The 17,930-nt window shown below is 58.8% G+C and carries 16 protein-coding genes; all 16 read right to left on the reverse strand.

Annotation, left to right across the window (positions count from 1 at the left end; genetic code table 11):
- A partial coding sequence (ndhC, locus tag ACIOMO_RS27010) for an NADH-quinone oxidoreductase subunit A (RefSeq protein WP_401244531.1) occupies positions 1–259 on the reverse strand: 259 nt, incomplete at its 3' end.
- A 760-nt stretch (positions 260–1,019) separates the two neighbouring features.
- Positions 1,020–2,261 (reverse strand): aspartate aminotransferase family protein, encoded by a 1,242-nt coding sequence (locus tag ACIOMO_RS27015; RefSeq protein ID WP_401244533.1) that lies wholly within the window; start codon positions 2,259–2,261, stop codon positions 1,020–1,022.
- 32 nt (positions 2,262–2,293) lie between these two features.
- Positions 2,294–3,205 carry a LysR family transcriptional regulator gene (locus ACIOMO_RS27020; RefSeq protein WP_400755604.1) on the reverse strand — a complete coding sequence of 304 codons (912 nt, stop codon included), beginning with the start codon at positions 3,203–3,205 and terminating at the stop codon, positions 2,294–2,296.
- 42 nt (positions 3,206–3,247) lie between these two features.
- Positions 3,248–3,784 carry a 2,4'-dihydroxyacetophenone dioxygenase family protein gene (locus tag ACIOMO_RS27025; protein ID WP_053121625.1) on the reverse strand — a complete coding sequence of 179 codons (537 nt, stop codon included), beginning with the start codon at positions 3,782–3,784 and terminating at the stop codon, positions 3,248–3,250.
- 140 nt (positions 3,785–3,924) lie between these two features.
- Positions 3,925–5,349, reverse strand: coding sequence for an amino acid permease (locus ACIOMO_RS27030; protein ID WP_401244535.1), 1,425 nt, complete (start codon positions 5,347–5,349; stop codon positions 3,925–3,927).
- A 568-nt stretch (positions 5,350–5,917) separates the two neighbouring features.
- Positions 5,918–6,277, reverse strand: a complete 360-nt coding sequence (locus tag ACIOMO_RS27035; protein ID WP_053121623.1) for a DUF6124 family protein — start codon at positions 6,275–6,277, stop codon at positions 5,918–5,920.
- A gap of 136 nt (positions 6,278–6,413) precedes the next feature.
- A complete protein-coding gene (locus ACIOMO_RS27040; protein WP_401244537.1) occupies positions 6,414–6,779 on the reverse strand; it encodes a DUF6124 family protein in 366 nt (121 codons plus the stop codon).
- A gap of 491 nt (positions 6,780–7,270) precedes the next feature.
- Positions 7,271–8,596 (reverse strand): isocitrate lyase, encoded by a 1,326-nt coding sequence (aceA, locus tag ACIOMO_RS27045; protein WP_008032724.1) that lies wholly within the window; start codon positions 8,594–8,596, stop codon positions 7,271–7,273.
- Positions 8,597–9,070: 474 nt separating this feature from the next.
- Positions 9,071–9,832, reverse strand: coding sequence for a secretin N-terminal domain-containing protein (locus ACIOMO_RS27050; RefSeq protein ID WP_401244539.1), 762 nt, complete (start codon positions 9,830–9,832; stop codon positions 9,071–9,073).
- Between the two features lie 371 nt (positions 9,833–10,203).
- Positions 10,204–10,629 carry a GNAT family N-acetyltransferase gene (locus ACIOMO_RS27055; protein WP_401244541.1) on the reverse strand — a complete coding sequence of 142 codons (426 nt, stop codon included), beginning with the start codon at positions 10,627–10,629 and terminating at the stop codon, positions 10,204–10,206.
- Entirely contained in the window at positions 10,622–11,791 is a 1,170-nt protein-coding gene (locus tag ACIOMO_RS27060; RefSeq protein WP_053121616.1) for a cupin domain-containing protein, read from the reverse strand. Before ACIOMO_RS27060 ends, ACIOMO_RS27055 begins: the two co-directional genes overlap by 8 nt.
- Positions 11,792–11,877: 86 nt before the next feature.
- Positions 11,878–13,248: an adenylosuccinate lyase gene (gene purB / locus ACIOMO_RS27065; protein WP_159813879.1), complete on the reverse strand. Its 1,371-nt coding sequence runs from the start codon at positions 13,246–13,248 to the stop codon at positions 11,878–11,880.
- 126 nt (positions 13,249–13,374) lie between these two features.
- Positions 13,375–13,998 (reverse strand): high frequency lysogenization protein HflD, encoded by a 624-nt coding sequence (hflD, locus tag ACIOMO_RS27070; protein ID WP_053121613.1) that lies wholly within the window; start codon positions 13,996–13,998, stop codon positions 13,375–13,377.
- Complete coding sequence (gene mnmA / locus ACIOMO_RS27075; protein WP_401244543.1) at positions 13,995–15,119, reverse strand: tRNA 2-thiouridine(34) synthase MnmA; 1,125 nt, start codon at positions 15,117–15,119, stop codon at positions 13,995–13,997. Before mnmA ends, hflD begins: the two co-directional genes overlap by 4 nt.
- Before the next feature lie 59 nt (positions 15,120–15,178).
- The gene (locus ACIOMO_RS27080) at positions 15,179–15,625 is read right to left on the reverse strand and encodes an NUDIX hydrolase (RefSeq protein ID WP_401244545.1); all 447 of its coding nucleotides are present in this window, start codon (positions 15,623–15,625) and stop codon (positions 15,179–15,181) included.
- A gap of 200 nt (positions 15,626–15,825) precedes the next feature.
- Positions 15,826–17,930 (reverse strand): NADP-dependent isocitrate dehydrogenase (locus ACIOMO_RS27085; protein ID WP_401244547.1); only part of this gene is annotated, 2,105 nt, incomplete at its 5' end.

A 17,930-nucleotide genomic window follows, 5' to 3' on the forward strand; every position in this document is an offset into this window, starting at 1 on the left:
ACCATGCAAAGAGAAAGAGGGCTTCGATATCGAAGATCACGAAGAGCATAGCGACCACATAGAATTTGGCTGAGAGCCGCAAGCGGGCGCCACCGGTAGGTAGCATGCCCGACTCGAACGGTTCGTTTTTGCTGCGGCCCCAGGCTTTTGACCCAAGGAGGCTGGAGACACCGAGCATGAAGGCACACAGGCCGACGACACCCAGAAGGAAAATGGCAAAGCCCCAGTGGTGGGCCATGAGTCCTGTCGCTTCGGGCATGCTGGTAATCCTTAACAGAGAGCAAAGGTCTCTGAGCTTGATAAAGAAATAAGGCAGTGACGATATGTCGCAGCAATCAATCGCGCTGATTTTATGGCTAAACACCCGGCAAGTAAAATTCCTATAGCGAAATTATTTATTGGAATAAGGACATAGCGCACCTCCAAGCCCCGCCAGCCCATGCGTTGCGGGCATTAGCCGGTTTTGCGGGAAATATGTTTTGTTTGAAATGTAACGAACATAGTTGCTGCTAAATGATAATCAATATTGTTTGGCGCGGTTTTGTAACTGTTTAACGGGTGAGGTATTGGGAAGTTGTCTTACTTGCACGTTACTGCAAGTAGCGACGGCGCCCGTTTTACACGATTTTTCCTACGCCGCTACCGCTCTGGATCAATGTTTTGTCCCAGCACCGCGGATCCCTGTGGGAGCGAGCCTGCTCGCGAAAGCGCCAGATCAGCCAACACATCTTTTGCCTGACACACCGCCTTCGCGAGCAAGCCCGCTCCCACACTGATTTGTGGCGTGGACACGAACCTTGTAGGAGTGAGCCTGCTCGCGATAGTGGTGTGTCTGTACCGAAGATGTTGGGTGACTTTAAGCCATCGCGAGCAGGCTCACTCCTACATTGATTTTCGTTGTGCCCGAGGTCTTGTGCAAAACCCGGAACCCTGTGGGAGCGAGCATGCTCGCGAAAGCGGTAAATCAATCACCACCAGACCCGACGCCTTGCACGCCAGGCCTATCCCCTCTAATCCTCTCAGCCAAACAGCCCAGCCAGCTTCGAAGCCGCGACCTCAAAAGCAGCCTTCATCTCCTCAACCACCTCATCATCATGCGCAAACGACAAATAAACCCGCCCATAAGGCGAAGGCATCACCAACACCCCGGCCTCGCGCAACGCCAAATGCAGCGCCTTACTAAACTCCGCAGCGCCACATTCCAGCGCCTCGGCATAATTCGTCGGCGCCTGCGTCGAAGGCCAGATCCCGAACACATTGCCGTAACCGCTGGTGCTCACCGTCATCCCGTGCGCCTTGAACGAGGCCTCCACCGAAACGCGCAGCGCCTCCCCCCGCGCAATCAAACGCTGATAATCCGCGTCATCCAGTTGCGCCAAGGTGCTGATGACTGCCGCACAGGCCATCGGGTTGCCGCTGAACGTACCGCCACGCAGCACCCGACCTTCCTCAAACCCCGCCAAAATATGCGGCTTGCCGACAATCGCCGACACCGGCACACCATTACCAATCGCCTTGCCGACACTGGCGATGTCCGGATCCAGCCCCGCCTGCAAACCCGCGAGCCCGGCGAATAAACGAAACCCCATCAACACTTCATCGCAGATCACCAGCGCGCCATGCCGATGCGCGACTTCCTGCACATGCAGCAAATACCCCGGCGCCGGCATGATGCAGCCGGCATTGGCGAGCATCGGCTCAAGAATTACCGCCGCAATGTCCGAGTCCTCAGCAAACAACCGCTCAACATCAGCAAAGTCATTGAAGCGCAGCAACGTAGTGCGCGGCGTAGAAGGTCGCTGACCGTCAGCAAAATTCGCCTCACTGGACGACACATTGCCAAAGCTGACGTCATCAAACCAACCATCGAACCCCGCCGCCATTTTCGCGATACGTCCGCGCCCGGTATAAGCGCGAGCCGCACGGCAGGCGAGGTGCACCGCTTCACTGCCGGAGTTGGTGAAAATCACTTTGCTCAGCGCACCGGTGTGCGCCGCCAGTGCCGAGGCCGCCGCGTGTTCACGGACATGCGCCCACGATGGCGCGGCAGAATCGGCCAACGCCGCCGCCACCTGTTCGTTGACGCGATTATTGGCGTGCCCCAACAGCACCGCGCCAAAGCCAAGCGCCGTGTCGATGTAGCGACGACCTTGATCGTCATAGACATAGGCATCCTTGCCGTTGCGGATAAACAGGGTTTCGCCATTGAGTTCCGGAAGGATGCGCGCGGCGCTGGAGACATCGCCAATCAGGTTACGCATAGAAGCCTCTGTGCTTATTAATAGGTGAGCGTTCAGCCGCGCTCGGTGTTCCACGGACTCTGCGCGAGTTTCTGTTCAAGAAAGTCGCGGAACACGCGGATCCTGGGGCTGAGGTGCTTGCGATTGGTGTAGATCATGTAAATCGGTTCGAAGCTGTCCGGGCTGTAGCTCTGTAGCAGCGGGATCAAGCGGCCCTCGCGGATGTCGTGGCCGATATGAAACTCGGCCAAGCGCACAATGCCCGCGCCGCTGAGGGCCAGATCGCGCAGCAGATCACCCTGAGCGAAAGTCGCTTTGGGAATCACCGGGATGCTGGTCGGATTGCCATCGATGAGGAAATCCCAGTCGTTCCACACGCTGTTGAAGCCGAAGCTGAAACAGGTGTGATCGAGCAATTGCTGCGGGTGCTCGGGCGTTCCGTGGCGGGCGAGGTAGTCCGGGGAGGCGCAGATGATCCAGCGACTCTGGCCAATCTTGCGGGCGATGCGCGTGGAGTCCGGCAGCACGCCGCTGTGAATCGCCAGATCCAGCCCTTGATCGAATTGATCGGAAAATTGCGCGCCGATCTGGATATCAATCGTCAGCCCGGGGTAGGCCGCCAAAAACTCCGGCAGCCACGGAATGATCTGGTGTTTGGCAAACGTCGACATCGTGTGAATCCGTAGCATGCCACTGACCCGCGTCGGAAACGCTTCGGCCAGTGAGTCGGCTTCGGCCATCGCGTTGATCACCGCACGGGCGCTGACCAGATAGGCCGCGCCTTCTTCGGTCAGCGACAAACTGCGCGTGCCGCGTTGAAACAGGCGCACCTGCAAGCGATCTTCCAGGCGCGAGATCAGCTTGCTGATGGCCGACGGCGTCAGACCGTGGGCGCGAGAGGCCGCTGAAAAGTTACCGTGCTCCGTGGCCCAAAGAAACGCCAGCAGCTGCGAGTAGTTATCCAAGACTTGCCTCCCGTGTCGATCCGACGCCTGCCACGGCGTCGATCAGCGAATGAACTGTTCGATGTAATCGTCTGGCAGCCCGAGCTTTTTGTAATGCGCGCGGGCCGTTTCCAGTTTGGTGAATACGTCTTCGTAACCAACCGCTACACCCTGTGGGTCAACGTAGGTGTAACCGCCCTGCACGTGAAACCAGGTGATCATCTCTTCGACATCTTCCGGCACGAACAGGGTGTGCGTCTCGCCCGGTGGCTCGAACGCGAACGAACCTTCCTCGGCGACCCAGTCATGCTCCAGATAGTACCAGCGACCTTTAAGCACCATCGCGTGCACGCCGCCGGTATGACGATGGCGCGAGAGCACACCGCTTTTACGCACGCGCAGCAGGTTGATGTAGTAGCCACCGGACACGCTGAGCAACACCGGTTTGAACGACACCGAATCGGTCACCGGCACCCACAGTTGATCGTCTTCCAGCCATTGGCCGAGGACGCCGGGGTGCACCATGTCGGGCGCCATGTACGGCACTTGCGGCAGTTGATAGGGGATGGCCAGTTCGTCGGGTTTAGGCGCAATACTCATGAGGCGTTCCTTTGTAAGTTTTGATAACCCCCGGCCGGTTGTTGGCCGGGGTTTCAAGCAGAGTAGGGTGGAGATCAGCCGTGAAAAAGCAGGTCGCCGGCACACTTGCTGTGACGCTCAGTCACAGCGGCGGGCGGTGTTCAGGCCAATACTTGCGGGGTGGCGGTTTCAACTGGCTCCATTGCACTGCGTCGGGCCGACAGCTCGGGCTGCGACTTCTGCAAATACGCGCCGATGATCACCAGCACCGCAGTCAGGCCGAGGGTCGAGAGCAATTCCGCACGCTGACCGGGGAAGGTCGCCATGATCGCGAACACGCCGAGGATGAACACGATCGTGAGGATCGTCAGATACGGAAACATCCACATGCGCACTTCGAGTTTTTTGCCCTGCGCAACCAGTTTGCGGCGCATGCACAGTTGCGTGACGGCGATCACCAGGTACATCAGCAAGGCCAATGCGCCGCTGGTGGCCAGCAGAAACTGGAACACTTGCTTGGGCAGCAGATAGTTGGCGGTCAGCGCCGTCAGCGCAGCAACCGATGTAAGCGCGACGGCCAGCAGCGGCACGCCGTGACGGGTGGTGTGCGACACCGCGTTCGGTGCATCACCGCGACGGGCCAGCGAGTAGGCCATGCGCGACGCGGTATAGATCGCCGAGTTCAGGCAACTGGTGACCGCCACCAGCACAACAATGCCCATGATCTGTGGCGCCCACGGAATGTTCATCGCGCTCAGCACAGCCTGGTAAGAACCCTGAGCCAGATCCGGGGCGTTCCACGGAATCAGGCACACCACCACAAACATCGAGCCGAGATAGAACAAGCCCAGACGCCAGACCACGGCACGAATGGCTTTCTTGATATTGGCTTTCGGATCCTTGGATTCAGCGGCGGCAATGGTCACCACCTCGCTGCCCTGGAAACTGAACATCGCTGTCAGCAGCCCGGCGACAATCGCCACATTGCCGTTCGGAGCGAAACCGCCGTTGGCGTAGAGATTGGAAATCCCGCTGGTCGAAGAGCCCGGCAAAATCCCGAAAATCGCCAGCACGCCGAGGATGATGAAGCCGACGATCGAGACGACCTTGAACAGCGACAACCAATATTCCAGCGTACCGAACGAACCGACGCTGAGGCTGTTACACAGGATCAATGCAAACGTGACGCCGAACGCCGCCACCCAATGCGAAATCCCCAGCCAGTCGCCCAGAATATTGCCGGCAACAATTGCTTCAATGGCAATCACCAACACGTAAAACCACCAGTACAACCAACCGATGGAAAATCCGGCCCAGCGACCAATCGCCTGATCGGCATAGGAAGAAAACGACCCGGTGTCCGGCCGCGCAGTCGCCATCTCGCCGAGCATCTGCATGACCAGCACCACAATGATCGCGGCGCAGACATACGACACCAGCACCGCAGGGCCAGCGGTGGCAATGGCATTACTCGAACCCACAAATAGACCGGCGCCAATCACGCCGCCGATCGAAATCATCGTGACCTGCCGTCCCTTCAAGCCATTCCCTAGCTCGTTGTTAGCCTTGTCTTTGTCATCACGCATCGGCTCGTACCTCGAATGAACGTCTTTATTATTGTCTGTAACGCCGCAACGACACGGCGATGGGCCGTACCCTAAGCGCTTAGAGGGGAGGGCATTAGCCCTAAATGGTTCAAAGAGGGTGTGAACTGTAGTCACAGGTGGTGGGGGTTTGTTGGGGGGAGTGTCAAGGACGGGGGATGGAGGGCGGATGCTCTGCCGAATCCAGAATCGACTGGATTTTTCAGGTCGATGTATAACGCCAGACACCTCGGTGGGCTCCCTCTCCTTATGGGAGAGGGCTGGGGTGAGGGGGAAAGGATGTTGGTCTATTACAGGCGTTTACTGAAGATCACGTGGATGCTGTTGAGCAGATCTGCCTGCGCGATCAGCGGTCAGCTTGAAAAGCCCCTCACCCTAGCCCTCTCCCGGAGGGAGAGGGGACTGAATGGGGGATGCTCGCGAGATACGCCGACTTGAACGTGCTGCTTTGAATCCATAATCGACTGGATTTTTCAGGTCGATGTATAACGCCCAGACAACTCGGTCAGTCCCCAATAACTCTGGGAGAGGTTGGGGTGAGGGTCGCGGTTCACGCACTCGGCACAACATTATCCAGCGCCTTGTTCACCGCCAATTCCCCCAGCATCACCACCTGCGCAATCCCCAGCAACGTATTGCGATTCGGCCCTTCCAGCATCCCGGCAAAATCACCCAGCATCACCGTGGCCGAGGCCAGCGATTCGCAAGCATTAGCCAGCAAAGTTTCGGTGTCAGATTGCGGATTAACCATAAACAGCGTGCTGGGGCTGTACGGTGTGGCCATGATTTTCTCAGGCGCAAGATAATGATCGAGCGCGCGCTCAGCCGCCGCATGAAGCTTTTTCGAATTGAGTGATTCATAGGGTGACGCCGGGTCTGTGACCGGCGGATTGTTTGTGGTTTCGGACATCAACTGAAACTCCGATGGATAAATGACACCCTGTAGGAGCTGCCGAAGGCTGCGATCTTTTGATCTTGGTTTTACAAATGCAGATCAAAAGATCGCAGCCTTCGGCAGCTCCTACAGGGGGATTGTGGGGAGTTTGTTAGTGCGGCAGGCGTCGGCCGTCCAAGACTCGATTGACCATGAGTTCACTCAGCATGATTACCTGATGCAGCATCAACAGGGATCGGCGTTGTGAGTTGTCGACGACATCGCCAATTTCACGCGCCATGTCGTTGGCGGCGGCTAACGATTCGCAGGCTTCGACGAGTAAGGTTTCTTCGTCCACGGCGGGGTCGATCAGGAAGATCTTGCTGGTTTTGCGGGAAGGGGTGGAGAGTTTCAGTGAATCGGGGTTGAGGTAGAAATTGATGGCCCGCTCTTTCGCCTCTTTTATCTTTTGAGGTTCGAGCGACGGGTCAAACGGGATTGCATTGGTTTCCGGAGGATTCGGTGTGGCTTTGAACATGGATGAAGCTCCTATCGCAGTTTCAGGAGCCATCACTTCTCGCTACCAAACGAGGGTGGCGGCCATACGCGGGTTGGTAGACCGGCTGCAATAGGAACCCGGCGCTCCCGAAAGAGCCCCCCGCATGACCACCATATAAAGCAGAGCCGCAAAAAAGAGGCTGCATAAGGTGTCGCCATACATCTATTACAGACGGGCTACCAAACCCGATCACTGTTTTTCAGTGACAGAGCAACGATAGAGCCCGACCCATAGCAGCGTATGCCGGCGGATTCTGAGGTGCGCGTAGGTAACGGCGCAAGGCGTTGTAGCCTTTATGGCGTAACGGTTTGTGTAATTTAAACGCGCATGCGGATTTGTGTTTAAGCACCTCAGCAGACCGCCAAATCCCAGACAAAAAAACGCCCCGAACCAGTCGGGGCGTCAGTTTTGCGGCTCTGCGGTTAGCTTTCTATCCGATCCGCAGAGGCCGTTTGCTCAGGCGGAAGAGATCAGTGGAACTGTTCTTCTTCAGTCGAACCGGTCAGTGCGGTTACCGAAGACGAGCCACCTTGGATCACGGTGGTCATGTCGTCGAAGTAGCCGGTGCCCACTTCCTGCTGGTGAGCCACAAAGGTGTAACCCTTGGCGGCGTCAGCGAATTCCTGCTCTTGCAGTTTCACGTAAGCAGTCATGTCGTTACGGGCGTAGTCGTGCGCCAGGTTGAACATGCTGTGCCACATGTTGTGAATGCCAGCCAGGGTGATGAACTGGTGCTTGTAACCCATGGCGGACAATTCGCGCTGGAACTTGGCGATGGTCGCGTCGTCCAGGTTTTTCTTCCAGTTGAAGGAAGGCGAGCAGTTGTAGGACAGCAGTTGGTCCGGGTATTCCTTTTTGATCGCTTCGGCGAAGCGACGAGCCTCGTCCAGATCCGGCTTGGCGGTTTCGCACCAGATCAGGTCGGCGTATGGCGCGTAAGCCAGGCCACGGGCGATGGCTTGATCGAGGCCAGCGCGAACCTTGTAGAAACCTTCCTGAGTGCGCTCGCCAGTTACGAACGGCTGGTCGTACGGGTCGCAATCGGAGGTCAGCAGGTCAGCGGCGTTCGCGTCGGTACGGGCCAGAATGATGGTCGGGGTACCGGCAACGTCAGCAGCCAGACGCGCAGCGGTCAGCTTCTGTACGGCTTCCTGAGTTGGAACCAGTACTTTACCACCCATGTGACCGCATTTTTTCACGGAAGCCAGTTGGTCTTCGAAGTGAACGCCGGCGGCGCCTGCTTCGATCATGCTTTTCATCAGCTCGTAAGCGTTCAGCACGCCACCGAAACCGGCTTCAGCGTCAGCAACGATCGGCGCGAAGTAGTCGATGTAGCCTTCGTCGCCCGGGCCTTTGCCGGCTTTCCACTGGATCTGGTCAGCACGACGGAACGAGTTGTTGATGCGCTTGACCACGGTTGGAACCGAATCCACCGGGTACAGCGACTGGTCCGGGTACATCGATTCGGCGGAGTTGTTGTCCGCAGCAACCTGCCAGCCCGACAGGTAGATCGCCTGGATGCCGGCTTTGACTTGTTGCACAGCCTGGCCGCCGGTCAGGGCGCCCATGCAGTTGACGAAATCTTTCTCAGGACGGAAGGACGGCTTGGCGCCCTGGGTCACCAGGTTCCACAGCTTCTCGGCGCCCAGTTTTGCAAAAGTGTGCTCAGGTTGAACCGAGCCACGCAGGCGGACGACGTCAGCAGCGGAGTAAGCGCGTGTCACGCCTTTCCAGCGCGGGTTTTCAGCCCAGTCTTTTTCGAGGGCTGCAATTTGCTGTTCGCGTGTCAGTGCCATGGAGATAAACCTCGTCGCGTCTTTTATGAAAAGTTGTTCTGCGGTGGAAAATTCCTGCGCTCGCTGACCAGAAGCTTAGGGGGTCAAGTCGGATTCGGCGGGGTAGGCGACGGGATGAACGATGGGCTCGAGGGGAAGTGAGCAGGTAGTGGCGGACTGCGGGCGCATTCGGGCGTCGTGGGCCTCTATACGGTCTACAGCGTGGAGCCGGGTTACCTAATTACGCTTCCGTCCCTCGGGACAACTTCGTTCCAGTCGGCAACCTCGTCAAACACACCTTGTGGGCGGTACAGACACGAAGCGGTTCGCGGGGTAGGTGCGAACATCGCTTCGAAGGCCCTTGCCAGGGCCTCTGATTAGCGGGAGCGAGGCCATCATGCCTTTGCTTTTTTGCCTCGTCAAACGTTTTGTAGTGCTTTTTTTCAAGCACTACATCTTTCGTCTAATACGACTAATCAGTCAGTTTTCGGTGAGTTAGTCCAAGGTGTCGACTTTCACCCGCAAGGTCATGTCATCCCGGCCTTGAGTAGAGTAGCTGCGGGTCAGGCCCTGTTTGTCGGCCTGAGTCTGGCTGTTGACGCCGGCGAGGGTGATCCACTCGCCGAGGCGGCCGGTGACGGTTGTGTCAGTGCTTTGCACGTTCACTACATCGGGACGTTCCTGGCTCATGCGGTCACGGTTGGTACTGATCGCCAGGTGAACGGTGTCGCCGGTGACGCTGGCGGTGACGTAGAACCCTTGAGTGACGTTGCGATACTGGGTCTGGCTGCTGTAATCGCCGTAGGAATTGCTCTGGCTGCTGGTGATTGGCACGCTTTGGCCTACTTGAATCAGCGCCGGTGCGCCTTCACTGGCCTGCACTTGCTGAATGCCACCGTTACGGCTGGTGGTGCTGCGGCTGATGATACGGGTCTGGTTGGGCGGGGCGCCGTTGACTGCATAGCCTTCGTCGCCACGGCCATTGTTTTCGTTGGTGTCGACGGTGATCAGCAGGCGTTTGGGCGCGGTGTCGAGTTGTGACAGCAGATCCTTGAGTTCCTGAATCTTGCCCGGCTCGGCTTTGACGATGAGCTGGTTGCCGTAGGCGCTGACCTGGCCGTCCTGACCCATGAAGTCCTGCGCCACCGGCAACATATCGGCGCTGGTGTGGTACTTGAGGGGCACGATTTCTGTGGCTGCCATCACCGAAAAACTGCAACCGAGCAGCAGGGTGGTGAGCAGGGTGCGTAGGGACATGTCCGTTATCTCCGCTGAATAGATTTCTGTAGGAGCTGCCGAAGGCTGCGATCTTTGGATCTGGCACTTGCTCCTCAGCCCAAGATATCAAAACGACGCCGCGTTTATTGTGCTGAAGCTTAAAAGATCGCAGCCTTCGGCAGCTCCTACAGGTTTGCTGTTGTTGCAGTTTGTCGGCCTGGGGTGGGGCAATTTGAGTCGTAGACAACAAAACGCCCCGGCATCGTTGGATACCGAGGCGTTTCGAGAACTGCTTTTGTGGCGAGGGGATTTATCCCCGATGGGGCGCGAAGCGGCCCCAAAATCTTGGGTCTGCTGCGCAGCCCATCGGGGATAAATCCCCTCGCCACAAGGTTTCATTCAGCTAACGGTTAGGCCGAATGGCGGACCATGTCGACGTGCGGAATCCCGGCTTCGAGGAATTCCTCGCTGACCAGGCTGAAGCCCAGGCGCTCATAGAACGCCGTGGCTTGCACTTGTGCGCTGAGCATCTGCTCTTTCAAGCCGCGTGCTTCCGCTTCGGCGATGACCGCTTGCATCAGCGCATCACCGACCTTCATCCCGCGCCAGTCTTTCAGCACCGACACGCGGCCGATGTGGCCGTCAGGCAACAGGCGCGCAGTGCCGATCGGGAAGTCGCCTTCAAGCGCCAGGAAATGCACGGCGCTGGCGTCGTCCGCGTCCCATTCCAACTCAGGTGGCACCGATTGCTCGGCAATGAACACCGTTTCACGAATGCGCCGGATCTCGGCGATGTCCTTCTGCCAGTCTGCGACACGAACGCGAATCTTATTCATCAGCGAACCCCAGGCTGCCTTGCTTGACCAGTTCGCAGAGCAGGCCGGCACCGTCTTCGTCGTTCAGCCACTCGCCGAGGTTGTCGGCGTGCAGGGCGTCGGCGGCGCAGATCAGTTTCAGCAGCTCGCGCAGTTTGCCCGGCAGGTAGCGGCTCTGGCCGCTGGCGAACAGCAGCAGGTCGTCATCGACTTCCGACCACGCCAGACGCGCGCTCGGATTGCGGATCAGCACGGCGCCGTCTTGCAGAGCGTTAAGGAATTCTTCTTCCTCGACGTCGTCAGGGCCGCTGACCAGTTCCGGGTAGCGCGGCTCGGTCATGTACTGGCCGAACCAGGTCAGCAGCAGACGCTCGTCGCTCATGTGCTCGGCGAGCAGGGCTTTGAGGCGATCCAGCGCATCGTGTTGAATCTGATGCGGGTCAGCGGCCGGCTGCGCGTCGGCGTCGGTGTAGCGCTCTTCGTCAGTGAGGAACTGGCTGAGGAAGTCGGTGAAGTGGGTCAGCACCTCAGAGGCGCTCGGCGCGCGGAAACCGACCGAGTAGGTCATGCAGTTGTCGACCGCGACACCGCAGTGAGCCAGGCGTGGCGGCAGGTAGAGCATGTCGCCCGGTTCCAGCGTCCACTCTTCGGTCTCGTGGAATTCAGCGAGGATGCGCAGATCCGCGTGTTGCAGCAGCGGGCTTTCGGAATCGCACATCTGGCCAATTTTCCAGTTGCGCTTGCCGTGACCTTGCAGCAGGAACACGTCGTAGTTGTCGAAGTGCGGGCCGACGCTGCCACCCGGGGCGGCGAAGCTGATCATCACGTCGTCGACGCGCCAGCTCGGCAGGAAACGGAAGTTTTCCAGCAGTTCGCTGACTTCCGGCACGAACTGATCGACGGCCTGAACCAGCAGCGTCCACTCTTTTTCCGGCAATTTGCTGAATTCGTCTTCAGCGAACGGGCCGCGACGCAATTCCCATGGGCGCTCGCCGTGCTCGATCACCAGACGCGATTCGACTTCTTCTTCCAGGGCCAGACCCGCCAGCTCGTCGGCGTCGATCGGGCTTTCGAAGTCAGGGATTGCCTGGCGGATCAGCAGCGGTTTTTTCTGCCAGTAGTCGCGCAGGAATTCGCGTGCGGTGATGCCACCCAGAAGTTGCAGAGGAATATCAGGATTCATGTGTAACCTATTGAAAAAAAGCACTTTTCAGACGGGAATAAAAACGCCCGGCGCGGCCGGGCGTCTCAAACGGGGCAAACGGTCGATCAGATGCGTTTGGCTTGCGCTACAGCGTTGCCGATGTAGTTGGCCGGGGTCAGTTGCTTGAGCTCGGCTTTCGCTTCGGCTGGCATGTCCAGACCATCGATGAAAGTCTGCAGCGCTTCAGGGCTGATGCCCTTGCCGCGGGTCAGTTCTTTCAGCTTCTCGTACGGGTTTTCGATGTTGTAGCGGCGCATCACGGTCTGGATCGGCTCAGCCAATACTTCCCAGCAAGCGTCGAGGTCAGCGGCAATCTTCTGAGCGTTCAGCTCGAGTTTGCTGATGCCTTTGAGGCTGGCTTCGTACGCGATCACGCTGTGGGCGAAGCCGACACCGAGGTTACGCAGTACGGTGGAGTCGGTCAGGTCGCGCTGCCAGCGGGAGATCGGCAGTTTGCTCGCCAGGTGCTGGAACAGTGCGTTGGCGATACCCAGGTTGCCTTCGGAGTTTTCGAAGTCGATCGGGTTGACCTTGTGCGGCATGGTCGACGAACCGATTTCGCCAGCGATGGTGCGCTGCTTGAAGTAACCCAGGGAGATATAGCCCCAGATGTCACGGTCGAAGTCGATCAGGATGGTGTTGAAGCGCGCGATCGCGTCAAACAGCTCGGCGATGTAATCGTGCGGTTCGATCTGCGTGGTGTACGGGTTGAAACCCAGACCCAGCTCGTCTTCGATGAAGGCGCGGGCATTGGCTTCCCAGTCGATCTGCGGGTAGGCCGACAGGTGCGCGTTGTAGTTGCCGACAGCGCCGTTGATCTTGCCCAGCAGCGGCACGGCAGCGACCTGAGCAATCTGACGCTCGAGACGGTAAACCACGTTCGCCAGCTCTTTACCCAGAGTGGTCGGCGAGGCCGGTTGACCGTGGGTGCGCGACAGCATTGGCACGTCAGCGAAACGGATGGCCAGTTCGCGGATGGCTTCGGCGGTCTGGCGCATGAGCGGCAGCATCACGTCGTCACGGCCTTCGCGCAGCATCAGGGCGTGGGATAGGTTGTTGATGTCTTCGCTGGTGCAGGCAAAGTGGATGAACTCGCTGACATTGGCCAGCTCCGGCAGCTTGGCCGCCTGCTCTTTGAGCAGGTATTCGATCGCTTTGACGTCGTGGTTGGTGGTGCGCTCGATCTCTTTGACGCGCTCGGCGTGCTCCAGCGAGAAGTTTTCAGCCAGTTCATTGAGAACGGCGTTGGCCTCGGCGGAGAAGGCTGGCACTTCTGGGATACCAGCGTGGGCGGCCAGGCGCTGGAGCCAGCGCACTTCAACCAGAACTCGGGCACGGATCAAACCGTACTCGCTGAAAATCGGGCGCAGGGCCTGGGTTTTGCCGGCGTAGCGGCCGTCAACAGGGGAAACCGCAGTGAGCGAAGAAAGCTGCATGGGGTGTTCTCGGACAGTCGGGCAACGAAATGGGGCGCGTATCATACATGAAAAAATCCACCGGTCCGTTGCCAACTGACCGGCGTATTACGCGTTACAGACTACAAAGTGTTTATTGCGCGGCGTTTACTCGCTGCGCATCAATGGATACAGCTCTTTGAGCAGCTTGCGCCGGCTGATCACCAACTGCCAGCGATGGCCGCCAAGCTGTCGCCACAGGCGTGCCGAACGGATACCGGCGAGCAGCAGGGCGCGAATCTTCGAGGCGTTGCTCGGTTGTTGCAGGTTGCGCATGTCGCCGTGCACCTGAATCCGTTGGCGCAAGGTACTCAGGGTGTCCTGATACAGCGCGCCGCAAGCGGCAATCACGTTTTCATGGGCCGGGCCGAAATGTTCGACCTGCGACTGAATCTGCGGCAGACGTTTGCCGATCACATCGAGCATGTCGCCGCGTTTCGCCAGTTGGCGTTCCAGACCGAGCATCGACAGGGCATAACGCAATGGCTCGCGCTGCAAAGTGCTCGGGTCGCGTTCGAGGGCGCCGATCAACGCCCGATAGCCTTCGCGCAGATTGAGGTCATCGCCGCCATACACGTCCAGCGTGTCTTTCGGGTCGCGCACCAACAGGCTGCCGAGCATGCACGTCAGGCCGGCTTCGCTGGTCTGGCCGCTTTTGGCGATGCGGTCGACCAGCACGGCGGCGAGAAACACGCCGCCCAGCGCCGTCAGTTGCTCCTGAGTCGGGCTCATGCCTGGCCTCTCCACGGCTCGGCCACTTCGATCACGCCGCCGCCGAGGCAGATTTCACCGTCATAGAACACCACGGACTGGCCCGGCGTCACCGCGCGTTGCGGTTCGTCGAACACGGCGCGGTAGCCATTGGCGGTTTTTTCCAGGGTGCACGCCTGGTCGCTCTGGCGATAGCGAACCTTGGCGGTCAGGCGCAGCGGCTGGCTCAGGTCGATCGGGTTGACCCAATAGATTTCCGAAGCCAGCAGGGCGCCGGAGAACAGCCACGGGTGGTTGTTGCCCTGGCCGACGATCAACTCGTTGGTGTCGAGATCCTTGCGCAGCACGTACCACGGCTCGTCGCCGGCGTCTTTCAAACCGCCGATGCCGAGGCCCTGACGCTGACCGATGGTGTGATACATCAAACCGTGGTGACGGCCGATGACTTCGCCTTCGGTGGTTTTGATTTCGCCCGGCTGCGCTGGCAGGTATTGCTTGAGGAAGTCGCTGAAACGACGCTCGCCGATGAAGCAGATCCCGGTGGAATCCTTCTTCTTGGCGGTCGCCAGCTCATATTTCTCGGCAATTGCACGGACTTCCGGCTTTTCCAGTTCGCCGACCGGAAACAGGGTCTTGGCGATCTGTTCACCGCCAACGGCGTGCAGGAAGTAGCTCTGATCCTTGTTCGGATCGAGGCCTTTGAGCAGTTCGGTGCGGCCATCGATGTCGCGGCGGCGCACGTAGTGGCCGGTGGCGATCAGGTCGGCGCCGAGCATCATGGCGTAGTCGAGGAACGCCTTGAACTTGATCTCGCGGTTACACAGGATGTCCGGGTTCGGCGTGCGCCCGGCCTTGTATTCGGCCAGGAAGTGCTCGAACACGTTGTCCCAGTATTCCGCAGCGAAGTTGGCGGTGTGCAGTTTGATACCGATTTTGTCGCAGACAGCCTGGGCATCCGCCAAGTCGTCCATGGCGGTGCAGTATTCCGTTCCGTCGTCTTCTTCCCAGTTCTTCATGAACAGGCCTTCCACTTCATAGCCCTGCTCGATCAGGAGGAGAGCGGAAACGGAAGAGTCCACGCCGCCGGACATGCCGACAATGACGCGCTTCTTGGATGTGTCAGAAGGGGCTGGATCACGCATAGGGATTCAATGAGTGTCTTGAAAAAGGACGCGATTCTAGCAGGCTCGCGGCCTCAAGGCTAAAGAGAAGGGCGGATCAGTTCGAGGCTGAAGTGATGCCCGGCCAGATAATCGTCGATGCAACGGATGATCAGCTCACTGCGCCAGTTGTCGCGTTGAGCCATTAATTCTTCACGGGTCAACCACTTGGCGCCGACGATGCCGTCGTCCAATTGGTAATCCGGGTGATGTTTGACGGCTTTGGCGCTGAAACATACGCGCTGGTAGGTCACGCCGTTGCTCGGGGCGGTGTAGAGGTAAATGCCGATGACGCCTGTGGGCTCGACGTCCCAGCCGGTTTCTTCAAGGGTTTCGCGGATGGCGGCGTCGATCAGGGTTTCGTCCGGGTCGAGATGACCGGCGGGCTGGTTGAGCACATTGCGCCCGGCTTTGTGTTCTTCAACCATCAGGAAGCGACCGTTGTCCTCGACGATGGTGGCGACGGTGATGTGGGGGAGCCATTCCATAAAACCTTCCTCAAGTCTGGGGTTGAAATGCAATCCAATGTAGGAGTGAGCCTGCTCGCGATAGCGCATTGTCAGTCACCATAATTGTTGAATGGTATACCGCTATCGCGAGCAGGCTCACTCCTACAAGGGATTTGTGTGAACTCTGGAAACACAAACCCCGGCACGGGGCCGGGGTTTGTGATGTTCCCTTTACAACCTTAAACCAGCGCAGCAATCGCCGCGTTGAGGGTTGCGCTTGGGCGCATGGCCTTGCTGATCAGCTCGGCATTGGCGTGATAGTAACCGCCGATGTCGACTGGCTTGCCCTGAACGGCGTTGAGTTCGGCAACGATGGTTGCTTCGTTCTCGGTCAGAGTCTTGGCCAGGGTCGCGAACTGCGCTTGCAGTGCAGCGTCTTCAGTCTGGGCAGCCAGGGCCTGAGCCCAGTACATCGCCAGGTAGAAGTGGCTGCCGCGGTTGTCGATGTTGCCGACTTTGCGCGATGGCGACTTGTTGTTGTCGAGGAACTGGCCAGTGGCCTGATCCAGAGTTTTCGACAGCACCAGCGCTTTCGGGTTGTTGTAGTTCACACCCAGATGCTCAAGGGACGCTGCCAGTGCGAGGAACTCGCCCAGCGAATCCCAGCGCAGGAAGTTCTCTTCAACCAGTTGCTGCACGTGCTTCGGCGCCGAACCGCCGGCGCCGGTTTCGAACAGGCCACCGCCGTTCATCAGCGGCACGATCGACAGCATCTTGGCGCTGGTGCCCAGTTCCATGATCGGGAACAGGTCAGTCAGGTAGTCGCGCAGGACGTTGCCGGTGACCGAGATGGTGTCCTTGCCTTCGCGGGTGCGCTGCAGGGTGAACTTCATCGCGTCAACCGGCGCCATGATCTGGATGTCCAGACCGGCCGTGTCGTGATCCTTCAGGTACGCCTGAACTTTCTCGATCACTACGCCGTCGTGAGCGCGCATTGGGTCGAGCCAGAAAATCGCTGGCGTGCTGCTGGCGCGAGCACGGTTGACGGCCAGTTTGACCCAGTCCTGGATCGGCGCGTCTTTGGTCTGGCACATGCGGAAGATGTCGCCGGCTTCAACAGCCTGTTCCATCAGCAGGGTGCCTTTGCTGTCGGTCACGCGAACCACGCCGTCAGCCTTGATCTGGAAGGTCTTGTCGTGCGAGCCGTACTCTTCGGCTTTCTTCGCCATCAGACCCACGTTTGGCACGCTGCCCATGGTGGTCGGGTCGAAAGCGCCATTGGCTTTGCAATCTTCGATCACGGCTTGGTAGATGGTCGCGTAGCAACGATCCGGAATCACAGCCTTGGTGTCGTGCAGTTGACCGTCAGTGCCCCACATTTTGCCGGAGTCACGGATCATCGCTGGCATCGAGGCGTCGACGATAACGTCGCTCGGCACGTGCAGGTTGGTGATGCCTTTGTCGGAGTTGACCATCGCCAGCGACGGACGAGCGGCGTAGACGGCGGCCATGTCGGCTTCGATCTGCGCTTGCTGCTCAGCCGGCAGGGCTTTGATGCGAGCGTACAGATCGCCGATGCCGTTGTTCAGGTTGAAGCCGATCTCGGCCAGCACGGCTGCGTGCTTGGTCAGCGCGTCTTTATAGAACTCGGCAACGATCTGGCCGAACATGATCGGGTCGGAGACCTTCATCATGGTCGCTTTCAGGTGAACAGACAGCAGCACGCCTTGGGCCTTGGCGCTTTCGATTTCAGCAGCGATGAACGCGCGCAGGGCGTTTTTGCTCATCACGGCGCAGTCGAGGATCTCGCCAGCCTGAACGGTGGTTTTTTCTTTCAGAACGGTCGCGGTGCCGTCTTTGGCGATCAGCTCGATCTTCACGGCGTCAGCGGCGTCGATCAGGGCAGCTTTTTCGCTGCCGTAGAAATCGCCGGTGCTCATGTGAGCGACGTGGGACTTGGAGTCTTTGGCCCAGGCGCCCATTTTGTGCGGGTGCTTGCGCGCATAGTTTTTAACCGACAGCGGAGCGCGACGGTCGGAGTTGCCTTCACGCAGAACCGGGTTCACGGCGCTGCCCTTGACCTTGTCGTAACGCGCCTTGGCGTCTTTGTCGGCGTCGCTGGTCACGGTTTCCGGGTAGTCCGGCAGGTTGTAACCCTGCGCTTGCAGCTCTTTGATCGCGGCTTGCAGCTGAGGCACCGAAGCGCTGATGTTCGGCAGCTTGATGATGTTGGCTTCAGGCGTAACGGCCAGGTCGCCCAGTTCGGCGAGGTGGTCGGCTACGGCTTTGTCACCCAGTTGCTGGGGGAAGCTGGCCAGTATACGTGCTGCATGAGAGATATCGC

Source organism: Pseudomonas sp. NPDC087804, assembly GCF_044742965.1.
In the GTDB taxonomy this organism is placed as follows: domain Bacteria; phylum Pseudomonadota; class Gammaproteobacteria; order Pseudomonadales; family Pseudomonadaceae; genus Aquipseudomonas; species Aquipseudomonas rustica.

Coding starts and splice junctions, on each gene's coding strand:
- ACIOMO_RS27040 (WP_401244537.1), bottom strand. CDS start 6,779: ATGTTCAAAGCCACACCGAATCCTCCGGAAACCAATGCAATCCCGTTT.
- ACIOMO_RS27025 (WP_053121625.1), bottom strand. CDS start 3,784: ATGAGTATTGCGCCTAAACCCGACGAACTGGCCATCCCCTATCAACTG.
- ACIOMO_RS27080 (WP_401244545.1), bottom strand. CDS start 15,625: ATGGAATGGCTCCCCCACATCACCGTCGCCACCATCGTCGAGGACAAC.
- ACIOMO_RS27055 (WP_401244541.1), bottom strand. CDS start 10,629: ATGAATAAGATTCGCGTTCGTGTCGCAGACTGGCAGAAGGACATCGCC.
- ACIOMO_RS27050 (WP_401244539.1), bottom strand. CDS start 9,832: ATGTCCCTACGCACCCTGCTCACCACCCTGCTGCTCGGTTGCAGTTTT.
- purB (WP_159813879.1), bottom strand. CDS start 13,248: ATGCAGCTTTCTTCGCTCACTGCGGTTTCCCCTGTTGACGGCCGCTAC.
- ACIOMO_RS27030 (WP_401244535.1), bottom strand. CDS start 5,349: ATGCGTGATGACAAAGACAAGGCTAACAACGAGCTAGGGAATGGCTTG.
- ACIOMO_RS27060 (WP_053121616.1), bottom strand. CDS start 11,791: ATGAATCCTGATATTCCTCTGCAACTTCTGGGTGGCATCACCGCACGC.
- ACIOMO_RS27035 (WP_053121623.1), bottom strand. CDS start 6,277: ATGTCCGAAACCACAAACAATCCGCCGGTCACAGACCCGGCGTCACCC.
- hflD (WP_053121613.1), bottom strand. CDS start 13,998: ATGAGCCCGACTCAGGAGCAACTGACGGCGCTGGGCGGCGTGTTTCTC.
- ACIOMO_RS27015 (WP_401244533.1), bottom strand. CDS start 2,261: ATGCGTAACCTGATTGGCGATGTCTCCAGCGCCGCGCGCATCCTTCCG.
- aceA (WP_008032724.1), bottom strand. CDS start 8,596: ATGGCACTGACACGCGAACAGCAAATTGCAGCCCTCGAAAAAGACTGG.
- mnmA (WP_401244543.1), bottom strand. CDS start 15,119: ATGCGTGATCCAGCCCCTTCTGACACATCCAAGAAGCGCGTCATTGTC.